Origin of the sequence: Pseudomonas sp. TJI-51 (assembly GCF_000190455.2) — a bacterium.
GTDB classification, from domain to species: Bacteria; Pseudomonadota; Gammaproteobacteria; order Pseudomonadales; family Pseudomonadaceae; genus Aquipseudomonas; species Aquipseudomonas juntendi.
Genome location: NZ_AEWE02000046.1, coordinates 31692 through 52221, shown reverse-complemented (window position 1 = coordinate 52221; position 20530 = coordinate 31692). Strand labels below are relative to the sequence as shown.

At 62.8% G+C, this 20530-nt stretch carries 14 protein-coding genes and 1 pseudogene; 5 read left to right on the top strand and 10 right to left on the bottom strand.

The features are described from left to right. Positions 1-174: 174 nt before the first annotated feature. Together G1E_RS29410 and G1E_RS10860 are read right to left on the bottom strand one after the other, a co-directional pair. Positions 175-388: pseudogene (locus tag G1E_RS29410) on the bottom strand (FAD:protein FMN transferase); the annotation flags it as partial. Between the two features lie 76 nt (positions 389-464). Next, positions 465-1928, bottom strand: a complete 1464-nt coding sequence (locus G1E_RS10860; protein WP_009686289.1) for a glyceraldehyde-3-phosphate dehydrogenase — start codon at positions 1926-1928, stop codon at positions 465-467. Positions 1929-2095: 167 nt separating this feature from the next. Here G1E_RS10860 and mfd point away from each other — a divergent pair, with 167 nt between their 5' ends. From mfd to G1E_RS27495, 3 genes are read left to right on the top strand one after another with little or no spacing between them, the layout of a single operon-like run. After that, positions 2096-5545 (top strand): transcription-repair coupling factor, encoded by a 3450-nt coding sequence (gene mfd, locus G1E_RS10855; protein ID WP_009686288.1) that lies wholly within the window; start codon positions 2096-2098, stop codon positions 5543-5545. Positions 5546-5554: 9 nt separating this feature from the next. Then, positions 5555-6127, top strand: coding sequence for a CsiV family protein (locus tag G1E_RS10850; RefSeq protein WP_009686287.1), 573 nt, complete (start codon positions 5555-5557; stop codon positions 6125-6127). Positions 6128-6131: 4 nt separating this feature from the next. After that, positions 6132-9449, top strand: a complete 3318-nt coding sequence (locus G1E_RS27495; RefSeq protein WP_009686286.1) for a DEAD/DEAH box helicase — start codon at positions 6132-6134, stop codon at positions 9447-9449. Between the two features lie 100 nt (positions 9450-9549). Here G1E_RS27495 and nagZ read toward each other — a convergent pair whose 3' ends face one another. Continuing rightward, complete coding sequence (nagZ, locus tag G1E_RS10840; protein WP_172828394.1) at positions 9550-10548, bottom strand: beta-N-acetylhexosaminidase; 999 nt, start codon at positions 10546-10548, stop codon at positions 9550-9552. Between the two features lie 83 nt (positions 10549-10631). Next, positions 10632-11339, bottom strand: a complete 708-nt coding sequence (locus G1E_RS10835; protein WP_009686283.1) for a TetR/AcrR family transcriptional regulator — start codon at positions 11337-11339, stop codon at positions 10632-10634. Between the two features lie 217 nt (positions 11340-11556). Here G1E_RS10835 and lexA point away from each other — a divergent pair, with 217 nt between their 5' ends. Then, complete coding sequence (gene lexA / locus G1E_RS10830; protein ID WP_009686282.1) at positions 11557-12165, top strand: transcriptional repressor LexA; 609 nt, start codon at positions 11557-11559, stop codon at positions 12163-12165. A 13-nt stretch (positions 12166-12178) separates the two neighbouring features. Next, a complete protein-coding gene (gene sulA / locus G1E_RS10825; RefSeq protein ID WP_009686281.1) occupies positions 12179-12655 on the top strand; it encodes an SOS-induced cell division inhibitor SulA in 477 nt (158 codons plus the stop codon). A gap of 56 nt (positions 12656-12711) precedes the next feature. On the opposite strand, the gene G1E_RS10820 is transcribed toward sulA, so the two are convergent. From G1E_RS10820 to fadB, 6 genes are all read right to left on the bottom strand, one after another. Next, positions 12712-12945, bottom strand: a complete 234-nt coding sequence (locus G1E_RS10820) for a hypothetical protein (RefSeq protein WP_009686280.1) — start codon at positions 12943-12945, stop codon at positions 12712-12714. Positions 12946-12995: 50 nt separating this feature from the next. After that, positions 12996-13511 carry a DUF6586 family protein gene (locus G1E_RS10815; protein WP_009686279.1) on the bottom strand — a complete coding sequence of 172 codons (516 nt, stop codon included), beginning with the start codon at positions 13509-13511 and terminating at the stop codon, positions 12996-12998. A gap of 89 nt (positions 13512-13600) precedes the next feature. Then, complete coding sequence (gene topA / locus G1E_RS10810) at positions 13601-16210, bottom strand: type I DNA topoisomerase (protein ID WP_009686278.1); 2610 nt, start codon at positions 16208-16210, stop codon at positions 13601-13603. A gap of 101 nt (positions 16211-16311) precedes the next feature. After that, the gene (locus tag G1E_RS10805) at positions 16312-16563 is read right to left on the bottom strand and encodes a DUF1653 domain-containing protein (RefSeq protein ID WP_009686277.1); all 252 of its coding nucleotides are present in this window, start codon (positions 16561-16563) and stop codon (positions 16312-16314) included. 76 nt (positions 16564-16639) lie between these two features. Beyond that, the gene (gene fadA / locus G1E_RS10800; RefSeq protein WP_009686276.1) at positions 16640-17815 is read right to left on the bottom strand and encodes an acetyl-CoA C-acyltransferase FadA; all 1176 of its coding nucleotides are present in this window, start codon (positions 17813-17815) and stop codon (positions 16640-16642) included. A gap of 31 nt (positions 17816-17846) precedes the next feature. After that, a complete protein-coding gene (fadB, locus tag G1E_RS10795; RefSeq protein ID WP_009686275.1) occupies positions 17847-19994 on the bottom strand; it encodes a fatty acid oxidation complex subunit alpha FadB in 2148 nt (715 codons plus the stop codon). Between the last annotated feature and the right edge of the window lie 536 nt (positions 19995-20530).

Below are 20530 nucleotides of genomic sequence, written 5' to 3'. Positions count from 1 at the left end.
CACGGTCGCTCGCGGGACGCGATCATGCCGCCGAAGCGCCATGAGAAAATTCGGGTGCAGTCTAATCAAGCGTGAACGCCGCGCACATTAACCCTTGGTCGCGTCGTAGGCCAATTTCGCCCGCACTACATATGCTTTACCGATCCCTGGCGGCAATCATCCCTGCTTGCGCTTTCACTCGCCTTTCACCGCCTGCGCAAACGCGGGCGTAGCTCGGGAGACGCAGCCACCCCCGGCCCGAGTCACCCGAACGGCGGCACGGGCATGCGCACCTGGCTCCGGACACGGGCATCGATAGGGGGTGCCAATAGCGCCGGCCATTGTCCTCGAAATAGTGCCGCTCGTCATCCGAGCCCAAGTGATTTACCGGGCGTACGCACCTGCAAAGGCCGCAGCAACATGAAAAGCAGGCAAAAAAAACGGGAACCCGAAGGTTCCCGTTTCTTCATTGCCTTACCCGCGAATCAGCGTGGGAACGCAGGCGGGTTCACACCGGCCATGTCTTCCATCACGCGAACCACCTGGCAGCTGTAACCGAATTCGTTGTCGTACCACACGTACAGAACAACACGGTTGTCATTGGCGATGGTCGCTTCAGCGTCCACCACACCGGCGTGGCGCGAGCCAACGAAGTCGGTCGAAACCACTTCCTGCGAGGCAACGTAGTCGATCTGCTTGTGCAGCTCCGAGTGCATTGCGGTCTGGCGCAGGTACTCGTTGATTTCGTCGCGAGTAGTGGCCTTTTCCAGGTTCAGGTTGAGGATGGCCATCGAAACGTTCGGCGTAGGTACGCGGATGGCGTTGCCGGTCAGCTTGCCCTTGAGCACTGGCAGTGCCTTGGCAGCAGCGGTGGCGGCACCGGTTTCGGTGATGACCATGTTCAGCGGCGCGGCGCGGCCACGGCGGCTGCCCTTGTGGAAGTTGTCGATCAGGTTCTGGTCGTTGGTGAACGAGTGAACGGTTTCGACGTGGCCGTTGACGATGCCGTACTGGTCGTTGATGGCCTTGAGCACCGGCACGATGGCGTTGGTGGTGCAGGAAGCTGCCGAGATGATCTTGTCATCGGCCGTGATATCGCCGTGGTTGATGCCATGCACGATGTTCTTCAGCGCGCCCTTGCCAGGTGCGGTGAGGATCACGCGGGCAGCGCCCGGGCAGGCCAGGTGCTGGCCCAGGCCGTCGGCATCACGCCATACACCGGTGTTGTCGACGATCAGCGCGTTTTCGATACCGTACTGGGTATAGTCGACTTCGCTTGGGTTCTTGGCGTAGATAACCTGGATCAGGTTGCCGTTGGCAGTGATGGTGTTGTTGGCTTCATCGATGGTGATGGTGCCATCGAACGGGCCATGCACCGAGTCACGGCGCAGCAGGCTGGCACGCTTGACCAGGTCGTTTTCGGCGCCCTTGCGCACAACGATGGCGCGCAGGCGCAGGCCGTCGCCGCCACCGGTCTTCTCGATCAGGATGCGCGCCAGCAGGCGGCCGATGCGGCCGAAGCCGTACAGCACCACGTCAGTGCCTTTGCGTGCCGAAGCGTTCTGCTGGCCAACCACGTCGGCCAGCTCTTCACGGACGAACTGCTCGGCAGTGCGGCCATTGCCTTCCTGCTTGAACTTGTTGGCCAGCTTGCCCAGGTCGACCGAAGCGGCGCCCAGTTTCAGCTCGCTCATGGCTTTGAGCAGGGGGAATGTCTCGTGGACGGACAGTTCGGTTTCGTCGGTTTGGCGATGACGCGCAAAGCGGTGCGCCTTGAGGATCGAGATAACCGAACGGTTGATCAGGCTGCGGCCATAAATCGAGCTCACCACATTGTTGTTGCGGTAGAGCTGACCGATAAGCGGGATCATCGCTTCAGCCAGCGCTTCACGATCGATCCACTCACCAAGACACTGGTCGGGCTTCTGAGTCACGGGAACCTTCCACATGTAGGGACAGAAAAAAGGGGCTACATTATGACGCCCCAACACAGAACCGGCAATGAGCGCCTGTCGCAGTGAGCCAAGCCAGCATTCATGCCCTTTGGAGCCTGACAGCCGGCACCGTCACCGGTACAATCGGTCTCTTTGCCGCAACGCTTGGAGTGCAATCTCCCGTGTCAGTTCTGCGCCTACCGCAAATGTCGGCCACGGCCGGCAAACAAACCTGGGGCAACCTGCCCGGTGCCGCCCTCAGCCTTGCCATCGCCGAGGCCGCCAGCAGCGCTGGCCGCTTCACCCTGTTATTGACGGCCGACAGCCAGGCCGCCGACCGCCTGGAACAGGAGCTGCGTTTCTTCGCACCCGACCTGCCGGTGCTGCCGTTTCCCGATTGGGAAACCCTGCCCTACGACCTGTTCTCGCCGCACCAGGACATCATCTCCCAGCGCATCGCCAGCCTTTACCGCTTGCCTGAGCTGAGCCACGGCATCCTCGTGGTGCCGGTGACCACCGCCCTGCACCGCCTGGCACCCACGCGTTTTCTGCTGGGCAGCAGCCTGGTGCTGGACGTGGGCCAGACCCTCGACGTGGAGCAGATGCGCACGCGGCTGGAAGCCACCGGCTACCGCTGCGTCGACACGGTCTATGAGCATGGCGAGTTCGCCGTGCGCGGTGCACTGATCGACCTGTTCCCCATGGGCAGCAAGCTGCCCTACCGCATCGACCTGTTCGATGACGAGATCGAGACCCTGCGCACCTTCGACCCCGAGACCCAGCGCTCGATAGACAAGGTGGATTCCGTGCGCCTGCTGCCTGCGCGCGAATTCCCCATGCAAAAGGACGAAGTGACCCGCTTCAAGGCACGCTTTCGCGAACGCTTCGACGTCGACTTCCGCCGCAGCGCGATCTTCCAGGACCTGGCCAGCGGTATCATCCCCGCCGGTATCGAGTACTACCTGCCCTTGTTCTTCGAAGAAACCTCCACCCTGTTCGACTACCTGCCGGCGGACACCCAGGTGTTTTCGCTGCCGGGGGTGGAACAGGCCGCCGAACACTTCTGGAACGACGTGCGCGGGCGTTATGAAGACCGCCGTGGCGACCTCAGCCGGCCACTGCTGCCACCGGCCGAGCTGTTCCTGCCGGTCGAAGACTGCTTCGCCCGGCTCAAGCAGTGGCCGCGGGTGGTGGTCAGCAGCGACGACCTGGAAGCCGGCGCAGGGCGCGAGCGCTTCCCGGCGCGCGCCCTGCCCAACCTGGCGATCGAGGCCAAGGCCAACCAGCCACTGGCCGAGCTGGCCAGCTTCCTCGACCAGTTCCCCGGCCGCGTGCTGTTCACCGCTGAATCGGCCGGCCGACGCGAGGTATTGCTGGAGCTGCTCGAACGGCTGAAGCTGCGCCCGCACACTGTTGATGGCTGGCACGATTTCATCACCGGTGCCGAGCGCCTGGCCATCACCATCGCCCCACTGGACGAAGGCCTGCTGCTGGACGACCCGGCCATTGCCCTGGTCGCCGAAAGCCCGCTGTTCGGCCAGCGCGTCATGCAGCGCCGGCGCCGTGACAAACGTGGCGAAACCGCCAATGACGCGGTAATCAAGAACCTTACCGAACTGCGCGAAGGCGCACCGGTGGTGCACATTGACCACGGCGTAGGCCGCTACCTGGGCCTGGCCACGCTGGAAATCGACGGCCAGGCTGCAGAGTTCCTGACCCTGGAATATGCCGAAAACGCCAAGCTCTATGTGCCGGTCGCCAACCTGCACCTGATCGCCCGCTACACCGGCAGCGACGACGCCCTGGCACCGCTGCACCGGCTGGGTTCGGAAGCCTGGCAGAAGGCCAAGCGCAAGGCTGCCGAACAAGTCCGCGACGTGGCCGCCGAACTGCTCGACATCTACGCCCGGCGTGCCGCGCGCAAAGGCTACGCCTTCGCCGACCCGTCCGCCGACTACGCCACGTTCAGCGCCGGCTTCCCGTTCGAGGAAACCCCCGACCAGCAGGCCGCCATCGAAGCCGTGCGCGCCGACATGCTCGCGCCCAAGCCGATGGACCGCCTGGTCTGTGGCGACGTGGGCTTCGGCAAAACCGAAGTGGCCATGCGTGCGGCGTTCATTGCCGTGCACAGCGGCCGCCAGGTGGCGGTACTGGTGCCGACCACCCTGCTCGCCCAACAGCACTACAACAGCTTCCGCGACCGCTTCGCCGACTGGCCGGTGACCGTGGAAGTGATGAGCCGTTTCAAGTCCGCCAAGGAAGTCGCCGCCGCCGCCGCAGACCTGGCCGAGGGCAAGATCGACATCCTGATCGGCACCCACAAGCTGCTGCAGGACGACGTACGCTTCAAGGACCTGGGCCTGGCAATCATCGACGAAGAGCACCGTTTTGGCGTACGCCAGAAGGAGCAGCTCAAGGCCCTGCGCAGCGAAGTCGACATCCTCACCCTCACCGCCACCCCCATCCCGCGCACGCTCAACATGGCGGTGGCGGGCATGCGCGACCTGTCCATCATCGCCACGCCGCCGGCGCGCCGCCTGTCAGTGCGCACCTTCGTGATGGAGCAGAACAAGAGCACCGTCAAAGAGGCGCTGCTGCGCGAACTGCTGCGCGGCGGCCAGGTGTACTACCTGCACAACGATGTGAAAACCATCGAGAAATGCGCAGCCGACCTCGCCGAACTGGTACCCGAGGCACGCATCGGCATCGGCCATGGGCAAATGCGCGAGCGTGAACTGGAACAGGTGATGAGCGACTTCTACCACAAGCGCTTCAATGTGCTGGTGGCTTCGACCATCATCGAAACCGGTATCGACGTGCCCAGCGCCAACACCATCGTCATCGAACGCGCCGACAAGTTCGGCCTGGCCCAGCTGCACCAGCTGCGCGGCCGGGTTGGCCGCAGCCACCACCAGGCTTACGCCTACCTGCTCACGCCCACCCGGCAGAAGGTCAGCGCCGACGCCGAAAAGCGCCTGGAAGCGATCGCCAACACCCAGGACCTTGGCGCCGGGTTCGTGCTGGCGACCAACGACCTGGAAATCCGCGGTGCCGGCGAGCTGCTGGGCGAAGGCCAGAGTGGGCAGATCCAGGCCGTTGGCTTCACCCTGTACATGGAAATGCTCGAGCGCGCAGTCAAGGCCATTCGCAAGGGCACCCAGCCCAACCTGGAACAGCCACTGGGCGGCGGCCCGGAGATCAACCTGCGCCTGCCGGCGCTGATCCCCGAAGACTACCTGCCAGATGTGCATGCCAGGCTGATCCTGTACAAACGCATTGCCTCGGCGGCTGACGAAGAGGGCCTCAAGGACCTGCAGGTCGAAATGATCGACCGCTTCGGCCTGCTACCGGAACCCACCAAGAACCTCATGCGCCTGACGTCGCTCAAGCTGCAGGCGGAAAAGCTCGGCATCAAGAAAGTCGATGCCGGCCCCAATGGCGGCAAGCTCGAGTTCGAGGCTGAAACCCCTGTAGACCCGCTGACCTTGATCAAATTGATTCAGGGCCAGCCCAAACGCTACAAGTTCGAAGGCGCGACCCAGTTCCGCTTCCTGGTGCCGATGGAGCGCCCGGACGAACGCTTCAACACCCTGGAGGCGCTGTTCGAGCGCCTGACCCCACAGCCTGCCTAAGGAAGATTCATGCGTGCCATCCGTTGCCTGACCCTGCTGCTGGCGCTGTTCGCGCCAGCCGCCTTCGCCGAAGGCCTGTATCAGGTAGAAATGATTCTGGTGCGGCAGAACAGCGTGCCCGCCTTTACCAGCCCGTTCGCACCGGAAGACTGGAGCGGCGGTGCTGCGCGCCTGCACAAAGACGCCGAGCAACGCCCGGCGCTGGAAGACGAAGCCACCCGCCTGGAAGCGACCGCAGACTACACCGTGCTGATGCACAAGGCCTGGCGGCAACAGGTGGGCGACCAACCCAGCCGCATCGCCCTGGGCGAAGGCAACGAGCAATTCGGCCATTTCCCTATCGAAGGCAACCTGAGCATTGCCCAAGCGCGCTTTATCGCGGTGGAGGCCAACTTCTGGGTCAACCAGCTGGATGGCAACGGCAGCGTGCTGCAAAGCGAGCAGTTCAAGCAAAGCAACAGTAACGTCAAAGGTGGGCAGCTGACCTTCCTCGACGGTGGGCACCTGGCGGTGCTGCTGAAGATCACGCCACCGGGCACGCCGAAAATGCCGGCCATGGACCCGGAGATGATGGAGCAGTAAGCGCATGAAGCCAGATGCCGTCGAGTTGGTGAATCAATACCCGAACTGGACCCAGTCGTTCAGCAAGGCCACCCTGCAGCGCGCAGAACGCTATGCCGATGAAGGCCGGGTAGAACTGGACGCTATCTATCGCCAGACCATCACCGCCCGGTGCGAAGGCAGCGGCGACAATGTCTACCAGCAAACCATCGAACTGCACATTGCAGGCGGCCGCTGCCACGTCGAGGGTGAGTGCGACTGCCCGGTACGCCAAAACTGCAAGCATTGCGCTGCGGTACTGTTCACCCTCAGCGGCCCCACCATCAGTACCGAGCCTGTGCAAAGCCCGCCGGGTACGCTGTCGGCCGAACTGCAGCACTGGCTCAGTGGCCTGGAGCAGCCGCCGGCCCAGACCGGCGCAGCCGATGACAAACGCGGGCGCATGGTCTGCTACCAGCTGCAACTGACCGATACTGCCGGCTGCACGCTGCTGGTGCGCAAAGGCACACGCAGCGAGGACGGCATCCGCTTCAGCCGGGTGCAGTCGCTTTACGATTTTCTCTACGAGCCGCCGCGCTTCGTCACCGACCAGGACACGCGCATCCTGCGCCTGCTTGCGGCATTGAACCAGGGGGCCGGCCAGGACCGCGGCTACCAACTCAAAGGCCAGGAAGGCGGGGAACTGTTCCAGCGCGCACTGGAAACCGGGCGCATGCTGTTCGACGTCAACATGCCCCTGCTGCACGAAGGCCCGACGCGCCCAGCCGAGTTCCGCTGGGTACGCCAGGGCAATGGCAACTACCGCGGGCTGTGGTACAGCGGTGAGGAACCGCTGCGCTGCGTCATCCCGCTGCTGCCGCTGTACTACTTCGATGTGCAGGCGCAAGAGGTGGGCAAGGTCGAACACACCCTTGACCCGCATGTGGCCGTGCAACTGACCATCGCCCCCGATGTGCCGGAACACCTTGTCGTCCCCCTGAGCCACAAGCTCAATGCCCTGAGCCACAAGGTGCCGACCCCAGCCCCCGTGCGAGAGCAAGTGATCGAGGACATACAGCCACAGGCCCTGCTGGCCCTCGGCAGCCTCGAGTACACCGCCTACATGCCGAAAACCGGGCGCATGCAACGGCAGATGCAACATCGCGCCGCATTGGCATTCGACTATGACGGCCTGCAAGCCAGCGGTAGCGACGACAAGCCGCTGACCCGCCTTGCAGGCAACACCAGCCAGCGCATCCGCCGCCAGCCCCAGGCTGAACAAGCCCTGCGCAAGGTGCTGCGGGACTTCGGCTTCAGGCCTGCAACCCGGCAGAGCAAGGCATTGCCCGACAGTGCCGGGGAAATGTATCAACTGCCCGACGACGAAGCCTGGCTGCACTTTGCCCGCGAAGGCCTGCCCCGCCTGCGCGAAGCCGGCTGGGCCATCGATACCCACCGCGATTTCGCCTTCGACCTGCAAGAGGTGGAAGACTGGTACGCGACCATCGACGAAGCGCCGGGTCATGAATGGTTCGACCTGGAACTGGGCATCGTGGTCGATGGCCAGCGCCATAGCCTGTTGCCGATCGTGCTGCAATTGCTGCGCAGCAGCCCAGAGCTGTTACGCCCCAGCGAACTGGCCCGGCGCAGTGATGACGAGCACCTGCTGATCGACCTGAACCGCGGCCGCCTGGATGCCCCGCCCCTGCGCGTCGCCCTGCCCTATGGCCGTATCAAGGCGGTGATGGGCACCCTGGGCGAGCTGTACCTGCACGAAGGCAGCGTAGGCCCGGCCCTGCGCCTGGACCGCGCCGACGCCGCGCGCCTGAACCAGATCGAAGGCATGCCGCTGCATTGGCAAGGTGGCGAGCATGTGCGCGACCTGGGGCGCCGCCTGCGTGACGCGCGTGACCTGCAGGTCGCACCGCCAGTCGCGCTGCGGGCCAGCCTGCGCGCCTACCAGCAGCAAGGCCTGAACTGGCTGCAGGCCCTGCGCGAAATAGGTACCGGCGGCATTCTGGGCGACGACATGGGCTTGGGCAAGACCCTGCAAGCCTTGGCTCACCTGCTGCTGGAAAAGGAAAGCGGGCGCCTCGTCAGCCCAGCCCTGGTCGTGATGCCGACCAGCCTGATACCCAACTGGCTGGACGAAGCCGCACGCTTCGCCCCCGACCTGCGTGTACTGCCCCTGCACGGGCCAGGGCGCAGCAAGCATTTTGCCAAGCTGGGCGACTACGACCTGGTCCTCACCACCTATGCGCTGCTGCCCCGCGACCTGCAGCACCTGCGCGCGCACGCGTGGCACTTGCTGGTGCTGGACGAGGCACAGAACATCAAAAGCAGTACCAGCAAGGCGGCCCTGGCCGCCTGCGAACTGCAGGCCACCCAGCGTCTGTGCCTGACCGGCACGCCGATGGAAAACAACCTGGGCGAACTGTGGTCGATCTTCCACTTCCTGATGCCCGGCTGGCTGGGTGAACTGAAGCGCTTCAACCAGGACTACCGCACGCCGATCGAGCGCCACGGTGACAGCGAGCGCATGGCCCACCTGGCCAACCGCGTCCGGCCGTTCCTGTTGCGCCGCACCAAGGAGCAGGTGGCCACCGAGCTGCCGGCCAAAACCGAGATGGTGCACTGGGTCGAGCTCAGCGACGCCCAGCGCGACACCTACGAAGCGGTACGCGTGGCCATGGACAAGAAAGTCCGCGATGAAATTGCCCGCAACGGTGCCGCGCGCAGCCAGATCGTGATCCTCGACGCGCTGCTCAAGCTGCGCCAGGTGTGCTGCGACCTGCGCCTGGTAAAAGGCGTGGAGAGCAAGGGTAACCAGGCCGACAAGGGCAAGCTGGGGGCACTGCTGCAAATGCTCGATGAGCTGCTCAGCGAAGGCCGCCGGGTACTGCTGTTTTCGCAGTTCACGTCGATGCTTGCACTGATCGAGCAGGAACTGCAAAAGCGCCAGATCCGCTACAGCCTGCTCACCGGCGATACCCGCGACCGGCGTACGCCGGTGCAGCAGTTCCAGCAGGGTGACAGCGAGGTGTTCCTGATCAGCCTGAAGGCCGGTGGCGTGGGCCTGAACCTGACGGCGGCAGACACGGTGATCCACTTCGACCCCTGGTGGAACCCGGCCAGCGAAAACCAGGCCACCGACCGCGCCTACCGTATAGGCCAGGACAAACCGGTGTTCGTGTTCAAGCTGATTACCCGCGGCACGGTGGAAGAGAAAATACAGGCACTGCAGCAGGAGAAGGCCGCGCTGGCGGCGAGCCTGCTCGATGGCGGCCAGGCTGGGCAGTGGCGGCTGGGGGATGAAGAGATCGATGCCCTGTTTGCACCGTTGCCAGGCAAGCGTGGGCGCTGATGCCCTCGGGTCGGCCGTGAGGGTTGGCTGGCAGTGAGGCCGAGCGCCGCGCGGGCGGCGATCTCACTGGCAACCAGCAACCCGCTCCAGCGGCGACAAGTCAGTCGACCAGCTGCGCCTCTTTCAACGCGCCCAACGCCGCCAGCCAGCGTGGCTGCTGGCGATAGTCGGTACGTGCAAAGCCCTGCCCGCGCATCCGGGCGATACGCGGCGAGGGCCTGACCTGCATGCGCTGCGCTGCGCTCAGTGCCAGCTCTGCCGCCGCGCGGTCATTGCAAACCAGGCCCATGTCGCAGCCGGCAGACAATGCCGCCTCGATACGGCTGGCCGCATCGCCCACCACATGGGCACCGGCCATCGACAGGTCATCACTGAAGATCACCCCGTCAAAGCCCAGCTCGCCACGCAGAATGTCCTGCAGCCAGCGGCGCGAGAAGCCGGCCGGCTGGTCGTCCACCTGCGGGTAGATGACATGCGCCGGCATCACCGCCGCCAATTGCCCGCTCAGGCGGCTGAACGGTACAAGGTCGGCCTGGCGCAGTTGCGCAAGGCTGCGCTCATCGGTGGGAATGGCCACGTGCGAATCGGCCTCGGCCCAGCCATGCCCCGGGAAGTGCTTGCCGCAGGCCGCCATGCCGGCGGCATTCATGCCGCGGATGAACGCCCCGGCCAACTGCGTCGCACGCAGCGGGTCGCCCTCGAAGGCGCGGCTGCCCACCACGGCACTGCGCTGGTGATCAAGGTCAAGCACCGGAGCGAAGCTCAGGTCCAGGCCCACTGCCAGCACTTCGGTCGCCATCAGCCAGCCACACTGCTCGGCCAGGTATTCAGCGTTGTCGTTGTCGGCCAGCGCGCGCATGGCGGGCAGGCGCACAAAGCCCTGGCGCAGGCGTTGCACACGGCCGCCCTCCTGGTCCACCGCCAGAATCAGATCGGGGCGTATGGCGCGGATGGATGCGCATAGCTCACGCACCTGGCGCGGGCTGTCGATATTGCGGGCGAAGATGATCAGGCCGGCCACTTCGGGCTGGCGCAGCAGGTGACGGTCTTCGGCGGTCAGCCATTTACCGGCGATGTCCACCATCAGGGAGCCTTGCAGACTGACGGTCATGGGTATTCCTTAATTGAAGACTGAACAGAAGCGGCGCTAGCTTAGCCCAAGCGCCCCGCCGCGCCCAGCCTTCAGGCCTTGGCCGTGGCGGCGCTGCTCTTGGTGCGTGGGCGCAGTTGTGCAGTGGCCATGGCCGGGTCGGTGACGCCACTGTCGGCCCGCATGCCGGCCGCCAGGAACGGCACCATCAGGCGCATGACCTGTTCGATGGACGTATTGATACCGAAGTCGGTTTCGGCGATGGCCCGCAGGGCCTTGATGCCGGACATGCTGAACGCGGCCGCCCCCAGCATGAAGTGCACGCGCCAGAACAGCTCCAGCGGCGGAATACGGGGAGCCGCCTCGTTGACCAACAGCATGTAGCGGCGGAACACCTTGCCGTACATGTCTTCCAGGTAGCGCCGCAAGTGCCCTTGGCTCTGGCTGAAGGCAAGGCCCAGCAGCCGCATGAAGATCGACAGGTCGTTGTTGCTGCGCGGCTGCACGGCCAATGCCTGCTCCACCAGCATTTCCAGCAGCTCTTCCAGGCTTGGCTTGTGCTCGGGCTTGGCCTGGCGGCGTTCCAGTTCACGCTCGAGGCTGGCGCAGAACGGGCCCAGGAAGCGCGAGAACACAGCCTGGATAAGCGCTTTTTTGGAACCGAAGTGATAGTTGACCGCCGCCAGGTTGACCCCGGCCTTGCTGGTAATCAGCCGCAGCGAGGTTTCAGCGAACCCCCTTTCCGCGAACAGCTGCTCGGCAGCATCGAGAATGCGTTCAACGGTTTCCGATTGGGCCATGACTACTCCGACTACTCCGCCAGACAAACAGTTGTTTGAAACATACGTTTCAGCCCTGCATCTGTCAAGGCTCGGTGACCGGGCGGTCGCCGTTGGAAAACAGCGCGCGTCATGCCTCCGGGAGGGGGCGTTCGACTTTTCTTGCAACGTGTGGCTTGAAGCTTATCCAGTACTGTATATAATCCCAGTCACTGTACAAAAAGCCAGAGCGCCCAACATGCTGAAACTGACGCCACGCCAAGCCGAAATTCTCGCGTTCATCAAGCGTTGCCTGGAAGACAACGGTTTCCCGCCCACACGTGCCGAGATCGCTCAGGAACTGGGCTTCAAATCGCCCAACGCTGCCGAAGAACACCTCAAGGCCCTCGCCCGCAAGGGTGCCATCGAAATGACCCCAGGTGCATCCCGCGGCATCCGCATCCCGGGCTTCGAAGCCAAGGCCGATGAAAGCGGCCTGCCCATCATCGGCCGTGTGGCTGCCGGTGCACCGATCCTTGCCGAGCAGCACATCGAGCAATCGTGCAACATCAACCCCGCGTTCTTCCACCCCCAGGCCGACTATTTACTGCGCGTGCACGGCATGAGCATGAAGGACGTCGGTATCCTGGACGGCGACCTGCTGGCAGTACACACCTGCCGTGAAGCACGCAACGGCCAGATCGTGGTGGCCCGCATCGGCGACGAAGTGACCGTCAAGCGCTTCAAGCGCGAAGGCAGCAAAGTCTGGCTGCTGGCCGAAAACCCCGAATTCGCCCCTATCGAAGTCGACCTGAAAGAACAGGAACTGGTGATCGAGGGCTTGAGCGTCGGCGTCATTCGCCGCTGATCCAGGAGGCGTCATGCAGCAGTTCATTCACGTACCCGAGCAAGCCCAGTTGCCGTTGTTCGAAGCATTCCTTGCCCAACCCGTACTTCCTGGCTTAAAGGCCAGCGAACTGGCACGCAAGCACAGCGACCCCGAGCTTTTCAGCGAACTGTCGCTGCGTGGCGCCCAAGGGCACTGCCAAAACCTGCTGGCACCCGTACTGCGTGAGCTGAGCGAAGAAGACGAAACCCGCTGGCTGACCCTGATCGCGCCGCCGTCGAGCCTGACCCAGGCCTGGCTGCGCGACGCAGGCCTCAACCGTGAACGGATCCTGCTGCTGCAACCCCGTAGCAATCAGAGCCCATTGCAGCTGGCCTGCGAAGCCCTGCGCCTGGGCCTTAGCCACACAGTGGTCAGCTGGCTGGGTAGCGTGAATGCTACTGCCCGCCAGCAACTGCTACGGGCAGCCACTACCGGAAATGCACAAAGCCTGAACATCCGCCTCGGCTGATGTTCAGGCTTTGCCTGTTACTTCAAAACGCCAGGCACCTGCTGCACCCTCAGGGTTCAGTGCAGCACCCGCGGCCCTTCATCACGCTCAGCCTCACCTTCCATCAGGCGACCCGCCATCTGCACACCCACGCTGAGCATGGCCTTGGCCACTTCAACATGCTGACCCTGCAGAAATACCTTGGCGTCTTCCGAGAAATCCAAGGTTACCAGTGAGCCTTCATCCTCGGCGCGACGCAGTTCGATGCGGCCATCAGGCAACTCGACAATTTCCAGAAAAGACGTAGACATAAATGGCAGTTCTCCGCGAAAGGCCAGTATTGTATCAGCCGTTGCCGCAATCAGCACTCACTCAACGCGTCGCGAAAACGCCTGACCAGGCCTTTGAGGTTATTGCGCCAGCTTTCCAGCTCGGCACGGGACAACGCTGGTTGCTCGGGCTCGTCAAGGTTCACGGCTTGGATCAGCGGCTGAGTAACATCGGTTTTTGGCGCTTTCCTGGCGACAGGTGGTCGGAACAAATCGGCATAAGCACTGAGCATTTGCGCCAGCCACGTTTCACGCTGGCGCGCCAGCTCCAGCAGCTCGGCCACCTCGGGGATGGCAATACCGTTCAGGCTGTCGTCGGCCAGCGCCTGCTCCACAGTTGCCACCACCGGCAGGCGGTAGAAAGCACCAATTTCATGGCACATGCCCAGTAGCGCGCCGTACAGGTGAAACAGCGCCGACTCGCGCTCGGCCTGTACCAGGCCCTGGGCATTCATGGCCTGGCTTTGCTCGGCCTTGGCCATGGCCTCGAGGGCGAGGCCGGCAAAGAACAGTTTCTGGTTGGTGCGGGTGTAGGTTTCCTGGGCCATTTCTGTGCCCTCCCTTCAGGCTGCAAGGCAAGTTTCTGCATCATAAATGATTGGGGCCGCTAAGCGGCCCCAATTACAGCACTGAAGGCTCAGCGCTTGTCTTCTACCTTCCACGCGCCACCGTCGTAGAACGCCTTCCAGCCGGTAGGCTTGCCATCAACCTCGGACTGCACGTACTGCTCCTTGGTCTTGCGGCTGTAGCGGATCACTGCAGGGCGGCCGTCCGGGTCCTTCTGCGGCGCATCGCACAGGAAGTGATACTTCGGGTCGATCTCGTGCTTGTGCGGCACGATTTCCATGACCAGTGGTGCCCGGGTTTCGCGGTTCTTGGGGAACTGGCTGGCCGCCAGGAACAACCCCGAGGCGCCATCGCGCAGCACGTAGGTGTCGTCCACCTTCTCGCACTTGAGCTCAGGCATGTCCACCTTGTCCATCTTCGGTGGCGCTGCCTCACCGCTTTTCAGCAGTTTGCGGGTGTTCTTGCAAGCCGGGTTGGTGCAGCCGAAGAACTTGCCGAACCGGCCGGTCTTCAGTTGCATCTCGCTACCGCACTTGTCGCATTCCAGGCTTGGCCCTTCGTAACCCTTGATGCGGTAGTTGCCTTCTTCGATTTCGTAGCCAGGGCAGTCCGGGTTGTTACCGCAGATATGCAGCTTGTGCTTCTCATCCAGCAAGTAGGCATCCATCGCCGTGGCGCAGATCGGGCAACGGTGCTTGCCCAACAGCACCCGCGACTCGGACTCACCCTCGTCGTCCGCAGCGATTTCATCGCCGGGCACCAGGTTGACGGTCGCCTTGCAACGCTCTTTCGGCGGCAGGCTGTAGCCAGAGCAGCCAAGGAATACCCCAGTGGAAGCAGTACGAATCATCATTGGCCGGCCACATTCCTTGCACGGAATGTTGGTCATGGTCGGCTGGTTGGCGCGCATGCCGTCTTCGCTCGACTCGGCCGTCTGCAGCTTCTTGCTGAAGTCGCCATAGAACTCGTCGAGCACGTTCTTCCAGTCACGCTCGCCCTGGGCCACGTCGTCGAGGTTCTCTTCCATGTCGGCGGTAAAGCCGTAGTCCATCAGGTTGGAGAAGCTTTCCGACAGGCGCTCGGTGACGATGTCGCCCATTTTCTCGGAGTAGAAGCGGCGGTTGTGCAGGGTCACATAACCACGGTCCTGGATGGTGGAAATGATCGCCGCGTAGGTCGACGGGCGACCGATGCCGCGCTTTTCCATTTCCTTTACCAGGCTGGCTTCGGTGAAGCGTGCCGGCGGCTTGGTGAAGTGCTGGCTCGGGTCGATCTGCAGCAACTTCAGTGCTTCGCCCTGGACCATTTCCGGCAGTACGTCGTCTTCACCCGGTTTGCTCTGCTGTGGCAGCACACGGGTATAACCGTCGAACTTCAGGATACGGCCCTTGGCGCGCAGCTCGAAATCGCCGGCAGCCACGGTGACACTGGTAGACAGGTACTGCGCCGGCGGCATCTGGCAAGCCAGGAACTGGCGCCAGATCAGCTCGTACAGGCGCTCGGCGTCGCGCTCCATGCCACTGAGCTTGGTCGGGTGTGTATTCACGTCCGACGGGCGAATCGCTTCGTGCGCTTCCTGGGCGCCTTCTTTGCTGCCGTAGACCAGCGGTGCATCCGGCAGGTACTGCTTGCCGAACTCACGCTCGATGTAGCTGCGGGCCATGTCCAGGGCATCGGCCGACAGGTTGGTCGAGTCGGTACGCATGTACGTGATGTAGCCAGCTTCGTACAAGCGCTGGGCCATCATCATGGTCTTCTTCACACCGAAGCCCAGGCGGTTGCTGGCGGCCTGCTGCAGGGTGGAGGTAATGAACGGCGCCGACGGCTTGCTGCTGGTCGGGCGGTCTTCGCGCTTGACCACGCTGTAGCTGGAAGCCTTGAGCTTCTCCAGCGCGGCCATGGCCTGGGCTTCGTTCAGCGGCTTGAACGCCTCGCCATTTTCGCGCGCCACTTCGAAACGCACCTTGGCGTTTTTCGCGGTGCCGAGGTCGGCGTGGATTTCCCAGTATTCTTCGGGGATGAACGCGCGAATTTCACGCTCGCGCTCTACCACCAGCTTGACCGCTACCGACTGCACGCGACCGGCAGACAGGCCACGGGCAATCTTGGCCCACAGCAGCGGCGACACCATGTAGCCAACCACACGGTCAAGGAAACGCCGAGCCTGCTGGGCGTTGACCCGGTCGATGTCCAGCTCGCCCGGTTGCGAGAAGGCTTCCTGAATCGCCTTCTTGGTAATTTCGTTGAACACCACGCGCTTGTAGCGGGCGTCGTCACCCCCAATGGCCTCGCGCAGGTGCCAGGCAATGGCTTCCCCTTCGCGGTCCAAGTCGGTTGCGAGATAGATGGTGTCGGCATCCTTGGCCAGGCGGCGCAGCTCTTCGATCACCTTTTCCTTGCCAGGCAGGATCTCGTACTTGGCTTTCCAGCCGTGGTCGGGGTCGACACCCATGCGCGACACCAGTTGGCGACGGGCCTTTTCCTTGGGTGAAAGCGCCGGGGCCTCACCCGCAGCCTTACCACGCTTGGCGGCCGGCTCTTTGCTTGCGCTGGCCGAACCGCTGGTGGGGAGGTCTCGGATATGGCCGATACTCGACTTCACCACGTACTGGTTGCCCAGGTACTTGTTGATGGTCTTGGCCTTGGCCGGGGATTCCACAATGACCAGCGATTTGCCCATGGATCGGAGTATTCCTGAATCTGAAGATGAAAAACGCGTCAGGTGCCGACACGCGGCACCGCTATATATAGTGGCAAAAGTGTGAGGTCAAGTTCGAACGATCATGCGTGCGAGTTGCCCAGCAACCCGGGCAGCCCCTCTTCGGCCTTGACCAAAGCAAAGCGTGGCACCTGCTCGCCGTCAACCTCGACGGACTCCTGGAACATCGAAAGTGGCCTCACCCAGAAGCTGTAGTCACCATACAGGCACTGGTAGAAAACCATCCACTCTTCGCTCTCGGAGTGCCGCGCAACGCTGAAGACACGGTACTCAGGCCCTTTGTAATGCCGGTAGACGCCTGGCTGTATCTGCATGTTGCACACCCTCCTGAATAAAACCTGAAAAAACAAAACCGGGGCACAAGGCCCCGGTTGCTGTCCAGCGGCGCGATCAGACGCGTTCGAAGACAGTGGTGATACCTTGGCCGAGGCCGACGCACATGGTCGCCACCCCCAGGGTACCGCCATTTTGCTTCATGACATTGAGCAGGGTGCCGGAAATACGTGCCCCAGAGCAACCGAACGGGTGCCCCAAAGCGATGGCGCCGCCGTGCAGGTTAACCTTCTCATCCATCTTGTCGAGCACTTTCAAATCTTTCAGCACTGGCAAGGCCTGCGCAGCGAAGGCTTCGTTGAGCTCGATGAAGTCGATGTCTGCCATGGTCAACCCGGCACGCTTGAGGGCTTTCTGGGTCGATGGCACCGGGCCGTAGCCCATGATCGCCGGGTCCACACCTGCCACCGCCATCGAGCGGATTACCGCCAACGGCTGTATACCCAGGTCCATGGCGCGCTGGCCAGACATGACGATCATGCACGACGCGCCGTCGGTGATCTGCGACGAAGTACCGGCCGTAACCGTGCCCCCTTTGGGGTTGAATGCCGGCTTGAGCGACGCCAGGCCTTCGAGGGTGGTTTCCGGGCGAATGGTTTCGTCGTAATCGAACACCTTCAGGAAGCCGTTCTCGTCGTAGCCCTGCATCGGGATGATTTCATCCTTGAACTTGCCTTCGACCGTAGCCTTGTGGGCCAACTGGTGCGAACGCAAGCCAAACAGGTCCTGCTGCTCACGGGTGATGCCATGCATCTTGCCGAGCATTTCTGCAGTGAGGCCCATCATCCCGGAAGCCTTGGCGGCATGCAAGGACAGGTGCGGGTTAGGGTCCACGCCGTGCATCATGCTGACATGGCCCATGTGCTCCACGCCGCCGACCACGAACACATCGCCGTTGCCGGTCATGATGGCCTGGGCGGCAGTGTGCAGCGCGCTCATCGACGAGCCGCACAGGCGGCTGACGGTTTGCGCAGCGGAGGTGTGCGGGATCTGCGTCATCAGCGAAGCCATGCGGGCGATGTTCCAGCCCTGCTCCAGGGTCTGGTTGACGCAGCCCCAGATCACGTCCTCGACCTCTTTGGGGTCGACCTTGCCGTTGCGCTCCAGCAGCTTGCTGATCAGGTGCGCCGACATGTCTTCGGCGCGGGTGTTGCGGTGCATGCCACCCTTGGAGCGGCCCATCGGCGTGCGACCGAAGTCGACAATCACCACGTCTCTTGGATTCAGGCTCATATCAAATCTCTCGCTCTAGCTCGTTGACCGCTCAGTTGAAGAAGCGCTGGCCATTCTTGGCCATTTCGCGCAGCTTGGCGGTCGGGTGGTACAGCGGCCCCAGGTCGGCATAGCGATCGGCCAGGGCAACGAATTCGGCGACACCGATCGAGTCGATGTAGCGCAGCGCACCACCGCGGAAGGGAGGGAAACCAATGCCGTAGACCAGCCCCATGTCGGCTTCGGCAGCGGTCTCGACGATGCCGTCTTCCAGGCAGCGCACGGTCTCCAGGCACAGCGGCACCATCATCCAGTTGACGATGTCTTCATCGGTGACTTCACGCTGCTCGAACACGATCGGCTTGAGCACGTCGAGCACGGTAGCGTCGAACACTTTCTTCGGCTTGCCACGCTTGTCGGTTTCGTAGGCGTAGAAACCCTTGCCATTCTTCTGCCCCAGGCGGTTGGCCTCGTACAGGGCATCCACCGCCGAGCGGCGCTCGTCCTTCATGCGGTCAGGGAAACCTTCGGCCATCACGTCACGGCCGTGGTGGCCGGTGTCGATGCCTACCACGTCCATCAGGTAGGCCGGGCCCATTGGCCAGCCGAACTTTTCCATGACCTTGTCGATTCGCACGAAGTCGACACCGGCGCTGACCAGCTTGGCAAAGCCGCCGAAGTACGGGAACAGCACGCGGTTGACCAGGAAGCCCGGGCAGTCGTTGACCACGATCGGGTTCTTGCCCATTTTCTTGGCATAGGCCACGGTGGTGGCCACAGCCACTTCACTGGACTTCTCGCCACGGATCACTTCCACCAGCGGCATCATGTGCACCGGGTTGAAGAAGTGCATGCCGACGAAGTTTTCCGGGCGCTTGAGCGCCTTGGCCAGCAGGTTGATGGAGATGGTCGAAGTGTTGGAGGCCAGGATCGCATCGTCCTTGACCTGCCCTTCCACTTCCGCCAGCACCGCCTGTTTGACTTTCGGGTTCTCGACCACGGCCTCGACCACGATGTCGACATTGGCAAAGTCGCCATAGGACAGGGTCGGGCGAATGGCATTGAGCGCCTCGGCCATCTTGGCCGGGGTCAGGCGGCCCTTTTCGACGCGGTTGCCAAGCAGCTTGGAGGCCTCGTTCAAGCCCAGCTGGATGGCTTCCTCGCGGATGTCCTTCATCAGGATCGGGGTGCCCTTGACCGCGGACTGGTAGGCGATGCCGCCACCCATGATACCGGCGCCAAGCACGGCAGCCTGCTTCACGTCGTGGGCGATTTCGTCGTGCGCCTTGGCCTTGCGCTTGAGCTCCTGGTCGTTCAGGAACAGTCCGATCAGGCTCTCGGCAACCGAGGTCTTGGCCAGTTTGGCAAACCCGGCCGCTTCGACTTCCAGCGCCTTGTCGCGGCCGAAGTTGGCGGCCTTCTGAATGCTCTTGATGGCTTCGACCGGGGCCGGGTAGTTCGGCCCGGCCTGCCCGGCAACGAAGCCCTTGGCAGTTTCGAACGCCATCATCTGTTCGATGGCGTTGAGCTTGAGTTTTTCCAGCTTGGGTTGGCGTTTGGCCTTGTAGTCGAGCTCGCCGCTGATGGCGCGCTTGATCAGGTCGATGGCGCCAGCCTGCAGCAGCTCGGGCGCAACCACGGCATCGACGGCGCCGACTTTGAGGGCTTCTTCGGCGCGGTTTTCCTTGCCGGCAGCGATCCACTCGATGGCGTTGTCCGAACCGATCAGGCGCGGCAGGCGCACGGTGCCGCCAAAGCCCGGGTAGATGCCCAGCTTGACTTCCGGCAGGCCGATCTTGGCGCTGCTGGACATGACACGGTAATCGGCGGCAAGGCACATTTCCAGGCCGCCACCCAGGGCGATGCCATTGATGGCCGCGACGGTCGGCACTTCGAGGTCTTCGAAGGCGTTGAAGATGCGGTTGGCTTCCAGGTTGCCGGCGACCAGTTCGGCCTCGGGCAGCTTGAAGTTGTCGACGAACTCGGTGATGTCGGCGCCGACGATGAACACGTCCTTGCCACTGCTGACGATGACGCCCTTGACCGAGGCGTCGGCCTGGATGGCGCCTACGGCCTCGCGCAGCTCGTTCAGGGTCAGGCGGTTGAACTTGTTGACGGACTCACCCTTGAGGTCGAACTTGAGCTCGACGATGCCACTTTCAAGAGCCTTAACCGTGATGGCTTTACCTTCGTAAATCATCAACTGATCTCCACGATATGGAAGCTGAACTGTACACGCCGATCGCTGCAGCGGAAGCAGGCCTAGCTGCCCCGCCCAGGCACACCCGTCAGCGCGCTAGTCGGAAGTATGGCTTGGCGTGGTGACATACAAACGCTCAATTCATACGCCCGTTTGATTTGGGTGTGCACACATTCTCCGAAAAGATCTGCGTTGTCAAATGCTCACGAGCACGAAGAAAACGCGACTTTGCGGTCATTTTGTACCGTGCGCGCAGCAAACCATGATGACAGTGATCACCGGTCATTCATGCCAGCGATCGACCCGCGGGATTGCACAGGCGCTGCACATTTTCGCTTGCGCGCCGACCGGGTATGGCTACACTGCCACTTGCGTGAATGAATCCCCGGCCTGCCTGGCCTTTTCTGCGAAAGCAGAACGCAAAGCGGCGACTTGGCACCCCACCCCTTCAGGGGTACGCCAAGCCGCCGCTTTGTCGTTGTAGGAGCGGCATTGTGTCTTGAGAGGGGATTAGACCTGGTCATTCACCGCTCCCA